This is a genomic window from Micromonospora sp. CNZ280 (assembly GCF_011759515.1).
Map to the genome: position 1 here is coordinate 974,092 of NZ_JAAOYP010000001.1, position 13,401 is coordinate 987,492.

Sequence of the window (13,401 nt, forward strand, 5' to 3'; positions counted from 1 at the left end):
GCTCAGCCCGGGGACAGCCGCCGGCTCGGCCCGGGACAACGCCCGGCGCAGGGCCGGGCGACAGCGGCCGGCTCAGCTCGGGGAACGGGGGGCGCTGCGGGCCAGCGGGACGACCAGCACCGCCTCGGTGCCGCCCTCCGCGCCGTCACGCAGCTCGATGGAGCCGCGCAGCTCGCCGGTGACCAGCGCGCGGACGATCTGCAGCCCCAGCCGTCCGCTCTGCTCGGCGTCGAACCCGGGCGGCAGCCCGCGCCCGTTGTCGGTCACCGAGACGTGCAGCTGCTTGCGGAACCGGTGCGCCGAGACCACCACCTCCGGCGTGGCCACCGGGCCCGGTGGCTCCGCCCCGCCGGCCGCCGCCTCGCCGGTCTCGGCCGCCTCGGCCGGTGGGAAACCGTGCTCCACGGCGTTGAGCAGCAACTCGTTGAGGACCATCACCAGCGAGGTGGCGATCTCCGCGGGCAGCACGCCGAAGCTGCCCCGGCGCCGCATGCCCACCGTCGACTCGGCCGCCGCCACCTCGGTCGCCGCGCTGGCCACCCGGTCCACGATGCCGTCGAACTCGACCGCCTCGTCGCTGGACATGGAGAGCGTCTCGTGCACCAGGGCGATCGAGGCGACCCGGCGTACCGACTCCTCCAGGGCGACCCGGGCCTCGGGCATCGCCACCCGCCGGGCCTGCAACCGCAGCAGCGCGGCGACCGTCTGGAGGTTGTTCTTCACCCGGTGGTGGATCTCCCGGATGGTGGCGTCCTTGGTCATCAGGGCGCGGTCCCGGCGGCGTACCTCGGTGATGTCGCGCACCAGCACCAGGGCGCCGATCGGCACCCCGGCGGGCATCAGCGGCAGCGCCCGGGTGAGCATGGTAGCGCCCCGGGCGTCGATCTCCCGGCGCGGCGGCGCCTCGCCGCGCAGCGCGGCCAGGATGCCGTTCGCCGCGTCGGTGCCCTCCAGCGGGTCGCCGGCCAGCCGGCGGTGCAGCGCCGCCAGGTCCTCCCCCACCAGGTGCGAGGCGTAGCCCAGGCGCCGGTACGCCGACTGCGCGTTCGGGCTGGCATAGGTGACCTTGCCGTTGGCGTCCAGCCGGACCAGCCCGTCGCCGACCCGCGGCGCGGACGTGGTCTCGCCCGGATGCCGGGGCGGCGGGAAGGTGCCGTCGGCGATCATCTGGGCCAGGTCGTCCGCGGTGGTGAGGTAGTTCAGCTCCAGCTGGCTGGGGGTACGCGCGGTGGAGAGGTTGGTGTCCCGGCCGACCACGGCCACCACCTCGCCGGCCTCGCCGTCGGCGGTACGCAGCCGGACCGGGATCGCCTCGTGCCGGGCCGGCACGTCGCCGTACCAGACCGGGTCGCCCTCCCGCCAGATCCGGCCCTGCCGGTAGGCCACCTCCAGGTGCGCCACCTCCGGCCCGCCGACGATCCGCCCCACCTGGTCGTCGAGGTACGCGGTGGGCGCGGTCGTCGGGCGGACCTGAGCCACGCAGAGATACGTCCCGTCGCCGTCCACCGGCACCCAGAGCAGCAGGTCGGCGAAGGACAGGTCGGACAGCAACTGCCAGTCGCCGGCGATCCGGTGCAGGTGGTCGATGTCGGCCGGGCGGAGGCGGGTGTGCTCCTCGGCGAGGTCGCGCAGCGTGGACACGCTGACCAGCGTGCCACGTCGGTACTCACATCGTCGCGGTGACCTTCTTGAGCCCCCGGGGCGCGTCCGGGTCCTCGCCCCGGGCCAACGCCAGCGCGAGCGCCAGCCGTTGCAGCGGCAGGATGTCCAGCAGTGGGGCGTACCGCTCGTCGACCTCGGGCACGGCAATCCGGGTCGCGCCGGCCACCTCGGCCGAGCCGACCACCACCACGTCGGCGCGGCGCTCGCCCAGCCGGGGCAGCACCTCCCCCATCGAACGCCCGCCGGGCCCGGTGCCGACCACGGCCAGCACCGGCACGTCCGGGTCGGTCATCGCCAGCGGACCGTGCAGCAGGTCGGCGCCGGAGAAGGCGAGCGCCGGCAGGTACGACGTCTCCATCAGCTTCAGCGCCGCCTCCCGGGCGGTCGGGTAGGCGTACCCCCGGCCGGTGGTGACCAGTTGGCCGGCGAACCGGTAGCGCGGGGCGAGTTGGGCCGGGGTGGGGTCGGCCAGGGTACGGGCGGCCAGCTCGGGCAGGGCGGCGAGCGCCTCCCGCTCGGCGGCGGGCGGCACCCCGTCGCCCGCGCGGATCCCCTCGACCAGCATCAGCAGGGCGAGCAGCTCGGCGGTGTACGTCTTGGTGGCGGCCACCGCCCGCTCGTGCCCGGCGGCGATGTCGACGCTGAGCTCGGCGGCGCCGGCCAGCGGGGAGCCCGGCGCGTTGGTGACCGCGAGGGTGAGCGCGCCGGAGGCGCGGGCCGCGCGGAGCACCTCGGTGAGGTCGGGCGAGCCGCCGCTCTGGCTGACCCCGACCACCAGCGCGTCGGAGAGGTCGGGTCGGGCGCCGTAGACGGTGACCGCGCTGGGCGAGGCGAGCCCGGCCGGCAGGCCGAGCCGGATCTCGGTCAGGTAGGCGCCGTAGAGCGCGGCGTGGTCGGAGGTGCCCCGGGCGGTGAACACCACGTGCCGGGGCCGGCGCTCGGCGATCACGGCCGCCACCCGGGCGATCGCCCCGGCGTGTTCGGCGGAGAGCAACCGGTCGTAGCCGGCCGGCTGCTCGTCGATGTCGGCGGCCATCCCGGCCCCTGCACCCGTCACGGAAACTCCTCCCACTGCGCGATTGCCGCGCGTTTCCTGCTCAGTCTTGCACGTTTAATCTGGCCTGAGCAATCTAACGAGCAGTAGTGCGCAGATGATCACCACCCCGGTCCAACATCACCTAGGCTTGCCCGACCTCCCCGAGGAGAAACGACCGAAAGGACGCCGTGTCCGAGGACGACCGCCCGCTGCCCGCGGTGGAGGAGCTGGCCCTGGCCCGGCTGGCGCTGGAGGCCGGCGACCTGCCGCACGCCGCCGGCCACCTCGCCGGCGCGCTCGCCAAGGCCCCGACCCTGCCCGAGGTGCACGAGCTGCTGGCCCGGCTGGCCGCCGCCAGCGGGGACGGCGGCGTCGAACTCTTCCCGCTCGGTCACCGCGTCTTCGTCGGCGCGGTGGTCGCCCGCGCCCACCTGCTCGCCGCCGCCGGGCAGCCGGCCGAGGGGCTGGACCTGCTCGTCGCCGCCTCCGGGCACGTGCCGGGCACGGACTGGGCCGGCGTGCCCTGGGTGACCGCGCCCGAGCTGGCCGAGCGGCTGGACCCGGAGCGGATCGCCCGGATCCTGATGCAGGTCTGCGCCGTCGCCCCCGACCCGGTGCCGTGGGCCGGGCGGCCGGCGCTGGCGCCGTACCTGGCGCTGGCCCGCAACGCGGTCACCGTGTACCCCGAGCACGCCCTGCTGCTGGGCGCGGCGTCCGCGCTGGCCCGACGCCTCGACGAGGTCGCGCTGGCGATCCGCTGGGCCGCCCGTGGGGTGCGCGCGCAGCCGTCGAAGATCGGCGAGGTGTGGCTCGGGTACGCGTACCGCAGCGCCGGACGCACCCGGGAGGCGCTGGCGGCGCTCGGCCGCGCGGTCGAGCACGACCCCGACGACCTCGCCGTGTACGCCGACATCGCCGGCACGCTGGCCGACAACGGCCGGCTCGACGAGGCGCTGGACTGGATCGACCGGGCGCTGGCCCGGGACCCCACCTTCGACTGCGCGGTGCACACCGCGCACCGGCTGCGGTTCCAGCGCGACGGCGACGTGGCGCACCTGGTCGCGCTCGCCGATTTCGTCCGGGAGCACCCGGACGACTCGCACGAGCACGCCGACCTGGCCGAGTGCTGCCGGAGCCGGCCCTGGCTGGGACAGGTCACCCCGGCCGGCGGGGCGGTGGTCGACGCGCTGCGGCTGGCCCTCGCCGGCGACCACGGCGGCCTCGGCGCCGCCGTACGGCTGGACGCGCCGGCGCCGCCGAGCGCCATGCGTACCGCCGCGACCGCCGCGCCGGGGCTGCGGGTCGAGGTGGCCGAGGTGGCCGGGCCGGACCCGCGCGAGCCGCGCCGGGCCGACACCCGGCAGGTCTGGCGTTACGACGGCACGACCGCCGCGCCCGCGGTGCCGGCGCCCTCGGCGGAGGCGGCGGACCGGCTCCGCCAGCTCGCCCACCCGGCCTGGCCGCACCCGCCCGCGGCGTACGACGCGGCGGTCGGCCTGGCCACCGTGGACCTGGCCGACCTGCTCGGCCTGCTGGTGCACCCGCCCGAGCCGCCGGCCGGCGCGCTGGGCCGGGTGCTGGGCGGGCAGGACCCGTCGCTCTGGGTGCGCTGCGTGCAGGTGTGGGCCTGCCTGGGCCTGCTGCACCACCGCACCGACGAGCCGTGGCCGGATTCCACCCGGCGCCGGATACTGCTCGACCTGGTCTGGGGTGTCGAGGACTGGATCACCGAGGCGGCGCTGTTCGCCCTGGTCACCGCCGCCTGGGTGGACCCCCGGGTACGCCCGGACGTGGCCGCGGTGGTGGCCGAACGGCTGGCCGACGTGGCGGCGGTGGCCCGGATGCGCCCGGTGCCGATCGCCACCTCCCTGGCCCACCTGGCCCTGGCCACTCCGGCCCTGGCCCCGGACACCGCCGCCCTCGCCATCACCCTCCTCGCCACCCGCGCCCTCCCCCGCCCCCGCAACCCGCTCCACCCCCTGCGCCGCCTCTGGCGCCGCCTGACCACCCCCCTCCGGCACCCCTGACCCCCACCCCGTCCCCTCCCGCCCGTCCTCCCCCGGTGATCAAGGGGTTTACGTCAATCACGGCGCGATTCTTGACGCGAATCCCTTGATCACCGGGGGCGGGGGGTGGGGGGGGTTAGGAGACTGGGGTTTTGGCGGGGGTGGGTTCGGGGTGGTCGTCGCCGGCCCCCTGGGGTGCCGGGGGTTCGTTGGCGGTGCGCAGCGGGACCTCCTTGATGAACCAGGCCAGCACCGGCACCGCTACGGCGAACAGCACCGCCCACCAGAAGACGTGCGAGATGGCGTCGGCGAGGCCACCGAGCACCAGTTCGCGTGCCTGCGCCGGCAGCTCCTTGAGCTTCGCCAGGTCCATCCCGGCGCCGGCCTCGCCACCGCCGGTGAACGCGCCGCCGGCCGGCGAGTCGGCCAGTCGGTTGGCGAAGATCGCGCCGAACAGCGAGATGCCGAACGAGCCGCCGATCGAGCGGAAGAAGGTGGCCGCGCCACTCGCCGCGCCCAGGTCCTTCTGCTCCACGCTGTTCTGCGCGATGAGCATCGAGGTCTGCATGAGGAAGCCCATGCCGACGCCGAGCACGACCATGTAGAGCGACGACTCCAGCTTGCCGGTGTGCACGTCGAGCAGGGTCAGCAGGGCCATGCCCGCGACCATCACCGCGCCGCCGATGATCGGGTAGCTGCGGTAGCGCCCGGTCCGGGTGATCGCCCGGCCGACCAGCAACGAGACCACCAGCATGCCGAACATCAGCGGGAGCAGCAGCAGCCCGGAGTTGGTCGCCGACGCGCCCTGCACGGTCTGTTGGTACAGCGGCAGGAAGTTCATCGCGCCGAACATCGCGAAGCCGAGCAGGAAGCCGATCACCGAGATCAGCGCGAAGTTGCGATTGGCGAAGAGGCCCAGCGGCAGGATCGGCTCGACGGCCCGCCGCTCGACCACGCCGAAGACCGCCAGCGCCAGCACGGCGAGCGCGGCCAGGCTGAGGATCTGCGGCGAGACCCAGTCGTAGGAGGTACCGCCCCAGGTGGTGATGAGCACGATCGCGGTGATGCCGACCGACAGCAGCCCGGCGCCGAGCCAGTCGATCCGGTGCTCGGTACGGTACTTCGGCAGGTGCATGGTGGTGGCGAGGACCAGCAGCGCGACGCCGCCCAGCGGCAGGTTGACGTAGAACGCCCAGCGCCAGGAGAGGTGGTCGGTGATGAAGCCGCCGACCAGCGGGCCGGCCACCATCGCGATCGCCATGATGCCGGCGATCATGCCCTGGTAACGGCCCCGCTCCCGGGGCGGCACCAGGTCACCGATGATCGCCATCACGCCGACCATCAGGCCGCCGGCGCCGAGGCCCTGGACGGCCCGGAAGGCGATCAGCTCGACCATGCCGTCGCCCGGACCGCCGAACAGGTCGGAGCCGGCCATGCCGCAGAGCGCCGAACCGACCAGGAAGATCACCACGGAGGTGAGGAAGACCGACTTGCGGCCGTAGAGGTCACCGAGCTTCCCCCAGATCGGGGTGGAGACGGTGGTGCCCAGCACGTACGCGGTGACCACCCAGGTGAAGTGGTCCAGCCCGCCGAACTCGCCCACGATCCGCGGCAGCGCGGTGCTGACGATCATGTTGTCGAGCATCGCCAGCATCATGGCGATCATCAGGCCGGAGAGCACGACCCGTACGTTGGGTCGTGCCACGGCCTGGGTGGCCTGAGTCATGGGTAAGCTCCCCCCGAGAAGTGACGCACTTACTTGCCGACCGGCTAGCTACCTTACTAGCCGGACGGTAAGTTGGGTACGGCAACCGGTCAAGCGGATTGGGGTGTGTTGGTGAGGGAGAGCACAGGCGGCACGCGGGAGCGGATCAAGGCCGTCGCGCTGGAGCTCTTCACCGAGCAGGGGTACGAGAAGACCTCGCTACGGGAGATCGCCGAGCGGCTCGACGTGACCAAGGCGGCGCTCTACTACCACTTCAAGAGCAAGGACGAGATCGTCACCAGCTTCGTCGAGGAGCGGCTGGAGCTGATCGACGAGCTCATCGCCTGGGCCGAGGCCCAGCCCGCCACCCTGGAGACCCGCCGCGCCCTGATCGCCCGCTACGCCGACGCGATGTTCAACAGCGAGCGGCCCTCGGTGATGCGGTTCTTCGAGCAGAACCAGACAGTGCTCAAGAGCCTCTCCGCCGGGCAGCAGATGCGCGGCCGGATGCTGAAGCTGGCCGAGGCGCTGTTCCGGGGCGACGACTCGCCGTCGGCACAGCTGCGCGCGGCGCTGTCGCTGTTCGCCGTGCACAGCAGCTGGTTCGCCGTACGGAACCCGCAGATCAGCGACGAGGAGCGGCGGCGGATCGCCCTGGAGGTGGCCGACGAGCTGCTCGCCCCCATCGGTCAGCCGGCCGAACCCGCCCGGTGACGGGCCGCACCGCGGCCGCGGGCGGCGGAACGGGCTCGCAGGCCGAGCACAGCGCGCCGGGCCCCGGTGCGGAACGGGTGCGGAACGGTCGGGAAGCCCCGGTCAGCCGGCCGTGGTGAGGTCGAGGCGCAGGCCGAGCAGTTCCACCCCGGCCACCGGCGACCAGTCCAGCTGGGGCGTTCGGACGAAGCCGCGCCGCTGGTAGAGGCGGTGGGCCGCGGTGGCGAAGCCGCTGCGTACGCAGATCACCACGGCCGAGCAGCCCAGCTCGGTCGCCCGCGCCACGCAGGCGTCGACCAGGGCGAGCCCGACGCCGCGCCCCTGGGCGGCCGGGTCCACGGCGAGCATCCGGAACTCCGCCTCGCCCGGGGCGGACAGCTCGGCGTACCGGGTGCCGGGCAGCACGAAGGTCACCGAGCCGAGCGTCTCGCCGGTGATCTCGTCGACGGCGACCAGCACCTCGCCGTGCTCCGCCCGGGTCGCCACATCGGCCAGCGTCGCGGCGTAGCCGTGCTCGCCCTTGAGCTGCCCGTCCGCCTCGTACGCGGCCACCGTCAGCCGGGCCACCGCCGGAAAGTCCGCCGGGCCGGCCCGGCGGACCAGCAGGCCGCTCAATCGATCACCGCGATCAGGTCGCCGTCCTGCACCACGTCACCCTCGTTCACGGCGAGCTGCCGCACCACGCCGTCGGACTCGGCCACGACCGGGATCTCCATCTTCATCGACTCCAGGATCACCAGGGTGTCCCCCTCGGACACGGTGTCCCCGGCCGACGCGACGACCTTCCAGACGTTCGCCACCATCTCGGCGCGGATCTCCTCGGCCATCTCCACGGCCCTCCCTCTCGCGGGTTACCTGCCGACGTATCCAATCATGAGCCGGGGCACCGACGGGCGGGGAGCGGCCCGCCCCCACCCCGGCCCACTCCGGGTCCCTGGCGGCCCTGCGCGACCTGCCGCGCCGCGGCCCGCCGGCCGCCGGCCGCCGGCCGCCGGCGACGGGCGACAGGGCGTACCGCTGCCGCCCCGGGCGACGGCGGCGGGTGCCCGCCGCACTAGCATCAGCAGGTCGGACCTGGCGCCGGGCGGACCGGTGCGTGCACCGGCGCCGAGGTCGTGCGCAGGCGGATCCGACCATCACGAGGAGGTCACCAATGGCGAAGAAGGCCCGGAAGAAGAAGGCCCGCAAGAAGAGCAACGCCAACCACGGCAAGCGCCCCAACTCCTGAGGCCGCGTGCCGGACGGGGCGGTGCGGCGGACGCACCGGCCCCGATGCCGGAGACACCGGTGGCCCGGGTCGGTCTCGACCCGGGCCACCGGTTTCCCGTCGCGTGAGCGCTCAGTCGGTCAGTTCCCGCGACTCGCTGCTCTCGAAGACCACCAGCTCGGAGATCCGGAGCCGGAGCCGCTCGCGCAACTGCTCGGGTGCGGTCTCGTTGCCGCAGCACCGGGCCACCAGCGCCCTGACCTCCTGCTCGATGCCGTACTCGCGCAGGCAGGGGCCACACTCGTCGAGGTGGTAGCGGATCAGCGTGCGCCGCTCCTCGGCGCACTCGAGGTCGAGGTAGAGGTAGACCTCCTCGAGCACCTCGCGGCAGTCCGTCTCGTGCGGCTTCCCACAGCTCACGTCACACCTCCCGGCCGGCGGCAGCGGTCGAGCCCTTCGACGACGAGGCCGCGCTGAAGCCCCGCTCCGCCGCGTACTGCTCGAGCAGCTTGCGCAGATTACGACGACCGCGGTGCAGGCGTGACATAACCGTGCCGATCGGCGTGCCCATGATGTCGGCGACCTCCTTGTAGGAGAAGCCCTCGACGTCGGTGAGGTAGACCGCCAGGCGGAACTCCTCCGGCAACTGCTGGAGGGCCTCCTTGACGTCGCTGTCCGGCAGCCGGTCCAGCGCCTCGGTCTCGGCCGAGCGCAGCCCGCTGGAGGTGTGCGACTCGGCCTCGGCGAGCTGCCAGTCGGTGATCTCCTCGGTCGGCGCCTGGATCGGCTGGCGCTGCCGCTTGCGGTAGGAGTTGATGTAGGTGTTGGTCAGGATCCGGTAGAGCCAGGCCTTCAGGTTGGTGCCCTGCTCGAACTGGTGGAAGGCGGCGTACGCCTTCAGGTAGGTCTCCTGGACCAGATCCTCGGCATCCGCCGGGTTGCGGGTCATCCGCAGCCCGGCAGCGTAGAGCTGATCGACGAAGGGCATCGCGTCCCGCTCGAAGCGGGCCCTGCGCTCGTCCGTCTTCTCGGTGGTCAACCGCACATCCCCTCGCGTCGGATGCTTTCCCGCCGAGGATACGCGTCCCGAAGGGGTGGCAGATCCACTTCCGTCGGGTGTGCCGGTGCTCACCACCGGACCGGCCGGCGGCACCGCCGCGGGCCACTCCGGACCGCCCAGCAGTTCACGCAGCCGCCGTGCTTCCCGCTCGTCCCGTTCCCGGGCCCGTGTCTCGGTCGGCACCGGTCACCCCCCTCGCCAGAAATGTCGTCCGTGGGGTGCAACGCGAACCGCCGGCCCGATCATTCCGGCTCCGGCCCCCGTTCCTGGTCCCGGCCCCGGTCGGGACCGGCGCTGGGACCAGGAAGGGCCTGGGAGGACCGGTGCCGCCGCCCGAACCGGGCGAACGGCACCAACCGGTGCAACGAACCGGCTCCGCCGACGGAAACGGCCCGTCCGGCGCGCCGGACCGGTCCGGTCAGGTCGCCGCCCAGCCCCGCTCGCGCAGCCAGCCGAGCACCACGGCGGCCGTGCCGGCGGGATCGCCGCGCAGGTCGTGCCGCTCCCCCGGCCGGGTCACCACGCGCACCGCCGGCCCCGGCTCGGGCACCCCGAACGGGTCGCGGTCGCCGTTGACCACCAGCGTCGGCAGGCCGGTCGCCAACTCCGCCGCCCGGGACCGCTCCGGCCGCCCGGGCGGGTGCAGCGGGAACGCCAGCGCCAGCACGCCGGCCGCGTCCGCCGCCCGCGCGGTGCGGCAGGCCACCCGCGCGCCGCTGGACCGGCCACCCACCAGCAGCGGTACGCCGGGGTGCCGGTGCCGCAGCACGGCCAGCACCGCCGTCCACGCCTCGTCGAGGTGCCCGGCCGGGGCCGGCGCGCGGCGGCCGGCCACCCGGTAGGGCTGGGTCACCCGGCACACCACCAGCCCGGCGCCGACCGCCGCGTCACGGACCGCCAGCAGGTCCGGCGCGTCGACCCCGCCACCGGCGCCGTGCCCGAGCACCAGCACGGCGGCGGGTGGCCCGGTGGGCAGGTCGGTGTCCAGCCGGGCAGGACCCCGTGGCGTGGCGATGTCGTCGCTGGTCGGCACCGGCTCATTCTGCGCCCCGCGCCGCCCATCCGGCCGCCGAGTCCCGGCGGGCCCGCCGCCCGACCAGGCCGGACCCGACGTCCCGCGACCCGCGCACCGGTACGACGAACGACCGGCCCGTGATCCACGGGCCGGTCGCGGTCGACTCAGTCGGCGGTCAGCTCAGCGGCACCAGCGCGAGCAGGCGGTCCCGCACCGGCGGCCCGGCCTCGTCGGCGGCGTCCGGATCGGGCTGCACCTCGGAACGCCAGGCGACCAGCATCGCCCGCCGCTCGCGCGGGGTGGTGCCGCCCCACACCCCGTGACAGTCGCCCACCTCCAGCGCCCAGGCCAGGCAGGAGCCCTGCACGTCACAACTGCGGCAGAGCGCAATCGCGGCGTCCGCCGGCTCGTTCGGCGCCGGGAAGAACGTTTCCGGGTCGACGCTCTGGCAGGTTCCTCTGGTCCGCCATGCCTCGTCCTGCCGCCGCTCCCGCAACGCGCGCAGCAGTCGCGGATCTCGTCGTGCGGCGGCCACCTCGTGCGGGCGGGGCATACGTGCCCGTGTCATCCACCCACCTCCCCCGTGGGACCGGCAAGATCGATGGCCGTCGTCCACCCCGTGCGGATCGACAGCCACCACCGGCGCTGTGTTGTATCGCACTTCGCGGGGCCGGGACAAGACTCTGCCGTAAAGTTGGCGGAATATTCGGGCGACGATTCACCCGCAACACTGGCAAATCAGTCGGCGACAATGCGCGCGCCCCGCCGGGGGGCCGACCTGGCCTCCGACGCCGTCAGAACAGCGTCAATTCCTCCGGCTCGGCGGACCGCGTCAGCGGCACCCGGGCGGTCAGCTCCGGGCCGTCGTTGCGGACGTCGCCGACCGCCGGGCCCACCGGGCGGATCTCCAACCCACCGAGCCAGTCCGGCGGCGGCGGACTGAGCAGCGCGTCCGGCTCGCCGCCCGGGGCCAACCACCCCGCCCACCGCTCGCGCGGCAGCAGCAGCGGCATCCGGTCGTGCACCTCGGCCAGCTCACCGAGCGCGGCGGTGGTCAGCACGCTGCAGGTCAGCAGCGGCCCGGCCGGGCCCTCCCAGACCGACCAGATGCCGGCGAAGGCGAGCACCGAGCCGTCCAACGGGGTCATGTAGTAGGCCTGCTTGCCGCCGCCCGCCGAGCGGACCCACTCGTACCAGCCGTCAGCCGGGACGAGACAGCGGCGGCGGGCGAACGCACCCGCGTACGCCCGGCTGGTGGCGACGGTCTCGGACCGCGCGTTGATCATGCGGGCCGCGCCGGCCGGCGACCGGGACCACGCCGGCACCAGACCCCACCGGCCGACGGACAGCGCGCGGTGCCCCTCGGCGGTGACCCGGACCAGCGGCACCGGATCGGTCGGCGCCACGTTGTGGTCGGGAGCGAGCCGGCCGTCGGTGTCGTCGTACGACTCGAACAAGGCGCTCAGGTCGCCCGCGCTCCGGGTCGTCGCGTACCTCCCGCACATGTCGCACACGCTATCCCGCCGGCCGCCGCTCGGCTGTCCCGCCAACCGGGAGCTCACGGATCGGCCGGCACCACCGGCCGGCCGACACGGCAGAATGTAACCGTGGGGAACCTGACCGCGACCCGGCCGCCGCAGCCGTGGACCGCTCCGACCGCCTCCGATCCGGTCGCGGCCAGCGTGCGCCTGCCCGGCTCCAAGTCGATGACCGCCCGTGCCCTGGTGCTCAGCGCGCTGGCCAGCGGGCCGTCGACGCTGGCCGGGCCGCTGCGCGCCCGGGACACCGAGCTGATGGCCGCCGGGCTGCGGGCGATGGGCGCGCACATGTCGATCAGCGACGACGACCGCTGGCTGGTCCGGCCGCACCGGCTGGTCGGCCCGGCCCACGTCGACGTCGGCCTGGCCGGCACGGTGATGCGCTTCGTCCCGCCGGTGGCCGGGCTGGCCGACGGGCGGATCACCTTCGACGGCGACCCGCAGGCCCGGATCCGCCCGCTCGGGCCGCTGATCGGCGCGCTGCGCTCGCTCGGCGTACGGATCGACACCCCGCCCACCGGCAGCCTGCCGCTGACCGTGCTCGGCGCCGGGCGGGTCGCCGGCGGTGAGGTGGTCATCGACGCCTCCGCCTCCAGCCAGCTGGTTTCCGGGCTGCTGCTGGCCGCCCCGCGCTTCGACCGGGGCGTGGTGGTCCGGCACGTCGGCCCGCCGGTGCCCTCCGCGCCGCACCTGCGGATGACCGTGCAGATGCTGCGCGCCGCCGGCGCGGCGGTGGACGACACCACCCCCGACGTCTGGACGGTCGAGCCGGGCCCGCTCACCGGGCGCGGCTGGACGATCGAGCCCGACCTCTCCGGCGCGGTGCCGTTCTTCGCCGCCGCCCTGGTCACCGGCGGTGAGGTGACGTTGCAGGGCTGGCCGCACAGCAGCGCCCAGCCGGTGGAACGGCTGCGCGAGCTGCTCCAGCTGATGGGGGGCGAGGTGACCCTCTCCACCGCCGGGCTGACCGTGCGGGGCACCGGCGTCGTGCACGGCCTGGACGCCGACCTCTCCGACGTCAGCGAGCTGACCCCGGCGCTGGCCGCGCTGGCCATGCTGGCCGACTCGCCGTCCCGGTTCACCGGGGTGGCGCACATCCGGGGCCACGAGACCGACCGGATCGCCGCGCTGGCGCGGGAGTTCACCGCGCTCGGCGCCGACCTCACCGAGTCCCACGACGGGCTGGAGATCCGCCCCCGCCCGCTGCGCGGCGGGGTGTTCCGCACCTACGCCGACCACCGGATGGCGCACGCCGCCGCGGTGGCCGGGCTCGCCGTGCCCGGCATCGAACTCGACGACGTGGCGTGTACCTCGAAGACCATGCCCGAGTTCCCGGCACTATGGTCAGCAATGGTGACCGGCAAGAGCTGACGGGTAGAGGGGACGGGTCCTGGCGACCAGGCGGCGGGAGTACGACGAGGACGACGTACGGGTCCGGCCCGGGAAGTCCTCGCGCCC

The 13,401-nt window shown here is 74.4% G+C and carries 14 protein-coding genes; 4 read left to right on the plus strand and 10 right to left on the minus strand.

The features are described from left to right. Positions 1-72 precede the first annotated feature (72 nt). Both FHX32_RS04605 and FHX32_RS04610 read right to left on the minus strand, forming a co-directional pair. Complete coding sequence (locus tag FHX32_RS04605) at positions 73-1,641, minus strand: PAS domain-containing sensor histidine kinase (protein ID WP_167179603.1); 1,569 nt, start codon at positions 1,639-1,641, stop codon at positions 73-75. Between the two features lie 25 nt (positions 1,642-1,666). Further along, complete coding sequence (locus FHX32_RS04610) at positions 1,667-2,698, minus strand: SIS domain-containing protein (protein ID WP_167182230.1); 1,032 nt, start codon at positions 2,696-2,698, stop codon at positions 1,667-1,669. A gap of 188 nt (positions 2,699-2,886) precedes the next feature. Between FHX32_RS04610 and FHX32_RS04615 the strand changes: the two genes are divergently transcribed. Further along, complete coding sequence (locus tag FHX32_RS04615) at positions 2,887-4,725, plus strand: tetratricopeptide repeat protein (RefSeq protein ID WP_167179604.1); 1,839 nt, start codon at positions 2,887-2,889, stop codon at positions 4,723-4,725. 115 nt (positions 4,726-4,840) lie between these two features. Here the strand turns inward: FHX32_RS04615 and FHX32_RS04620 are convergent, their stop codons facing one another. Continuing rightward, positions 4,841-6,430, minus strand: a complete 1,590-nt coding sequence (locus FHX32_RS04620) for an MDR family MFS transporter (RefSeq protein WP_167179605.1) — start codon at positions 6,428-6,430, stop codon at positions 4,841-4,843. A 105-nt stretch (positions 6,431-6,535) separates the two neighbouring features. Here FHX32_RS04620 and FHX32_RS04625 point away from each other — a divergent pair, with 105 nt between their 5' ends. Then, on the plus strand, positions 6,536-7,123 hold the full coding sequence (locus FHX32_RS04625; protein ID WP_486480908.1) for a TetR/AcrR family transcriptional regulator: 588 nt from the start codon (positions 6,536-6,538) through the stop codon (positions 7,121-7,123). Positions 7,124-7,225: 102 nt separating this feature from the next. On the opposite strand, the gene FHX32_RS04630 is transcribed toward FHX32_RS04625, so the two are convergent. Together FHX32_RS04630 and FHX32_RS04635 are read right to left on the minus strand one after the other, a co-directional pair. Further along, entirely contained in the window at positions 7,226-7,738 is a 513-nt protein-coding gene (locus tag FHX32_RS04630; RefSeq protein ID WP_167179607.1) for a GNAT family N-acetyltransferase, read from the minus strand. After that, the gene (locus FHX32_RS04635) at positions 7,735-7,956 is read right to left on the minus strand and encodes a biotin/lipoyl-binding carrier protein (RefSeq protein WP_363709585.1); all 222 of its coding nucleotides are present in this window, start codon (positions 7,954-7,956) and stop codon (positions 7,735-7,737) included. The genes FHX32_RS04630 and FHX32_RS04635 overlap by 4 nt, the downstream gene beginning before the upstream one ends. Before the next feature lie 320 nt (positions 7,957-8,276). Between FHX32_RS04635 and FHX32_RS34865 the strand changes: the two genes are divergently transcribed. Then, positions 8,277-8,351 (plus strand): 50S ribosomal protein bL37, encoded by a 75-nt coding sequence (locus FHX32_RS34865; RefSeq protein ID WP_373292824.1) that lies wholly within the window; start codon positions 8,277-8,279, stop codon positions 8,349-8,351. Between the two features lie 111 nt (positions 8,352-8,462). On the opposite strand, the gene rsrA is transcribed toward FHX32_RS34865, so the two are convergent. From rsrA to FHX32_RS04660, 5 genes are all read right to left on the minus strand, one after another. Continuing rightward, entirely contained in the window at positions 8,463-8,750 is a 288-nt protein-coding gene (rsrA, locus tag FHX32_RS04640) for a mycothiol system anti-sigma-R factor (RefSeq protein ID WP_167179608.1), read from the minus strand. Between the two features lies 1 nt (position 8,751). Continuing rightward, complete coding sequence (locus FHX32_RS04645; RefSeq protein WP_167179609.1) at positions 8,752-9,573, minus strand: sigma-70 family RNA polymerase sigma factor; 822 nt, start codon at positions 9,571-9,573, stop codon at positions 8,752-8,754. A 235-nt stretch (positions 9,574-9,808) separates the two neighbouring features. Next, positions 9,809-10,423, minus strand: a complete 615-nt coding sequence (locus FHX32_RS04650) for an alpha/beta family hydrolase (protein WP_167179610.1) — start codon at positions 10,421-10,423, stop codon at positions 9,809-9,811. 157 nt (positions 10,424-10,580) lie between these two features. Continuing rightward, positions 10,581-10,973 carry a WhiB family transcriptional regulator gene (locus FHX32_RS04655; protein ID WP_167179611.1) on the minus strand — a complete coding sequence of 131 codons (393 nt, stop codon included), beginning with the start codon at positions 10,971-10,973 and terminating at the stop codon, positions 10,581-10,583. A gap of 226 nt (positions 10,974-11,199) precedes the next feature. Further along, a complete protein-coding gene (locus FHX32_RS04660; RefSeq protein ID WP_167179612.1) occupies positions 11,200-11,910 on the minus strand; it encodes an SOS response-associated peptidase in 711 nt (236 codons plus the stop codon). Positions 11,911-12,012: 102 nt separating this feature from the next. On the opposite strand from FHX32_RS04660, the gene aroA reads away from it, so the two are divergent. After that, on the plus strand, positions 12,013-13,314 hold the full coding sequence (gene aroA, locus FHX32_RS04665; RefSeq protein ID WP_167179613.1) for a 3-phosphoshikimate 1-carboxyvinyltransferase: 1,302 nt from the start codon (positions 12,013-12,015) through the stop codon (positions 13,312-13,314). The last annotated feature ends 87 nt before the right edge of the window (positions 13,315-13,401 follow it).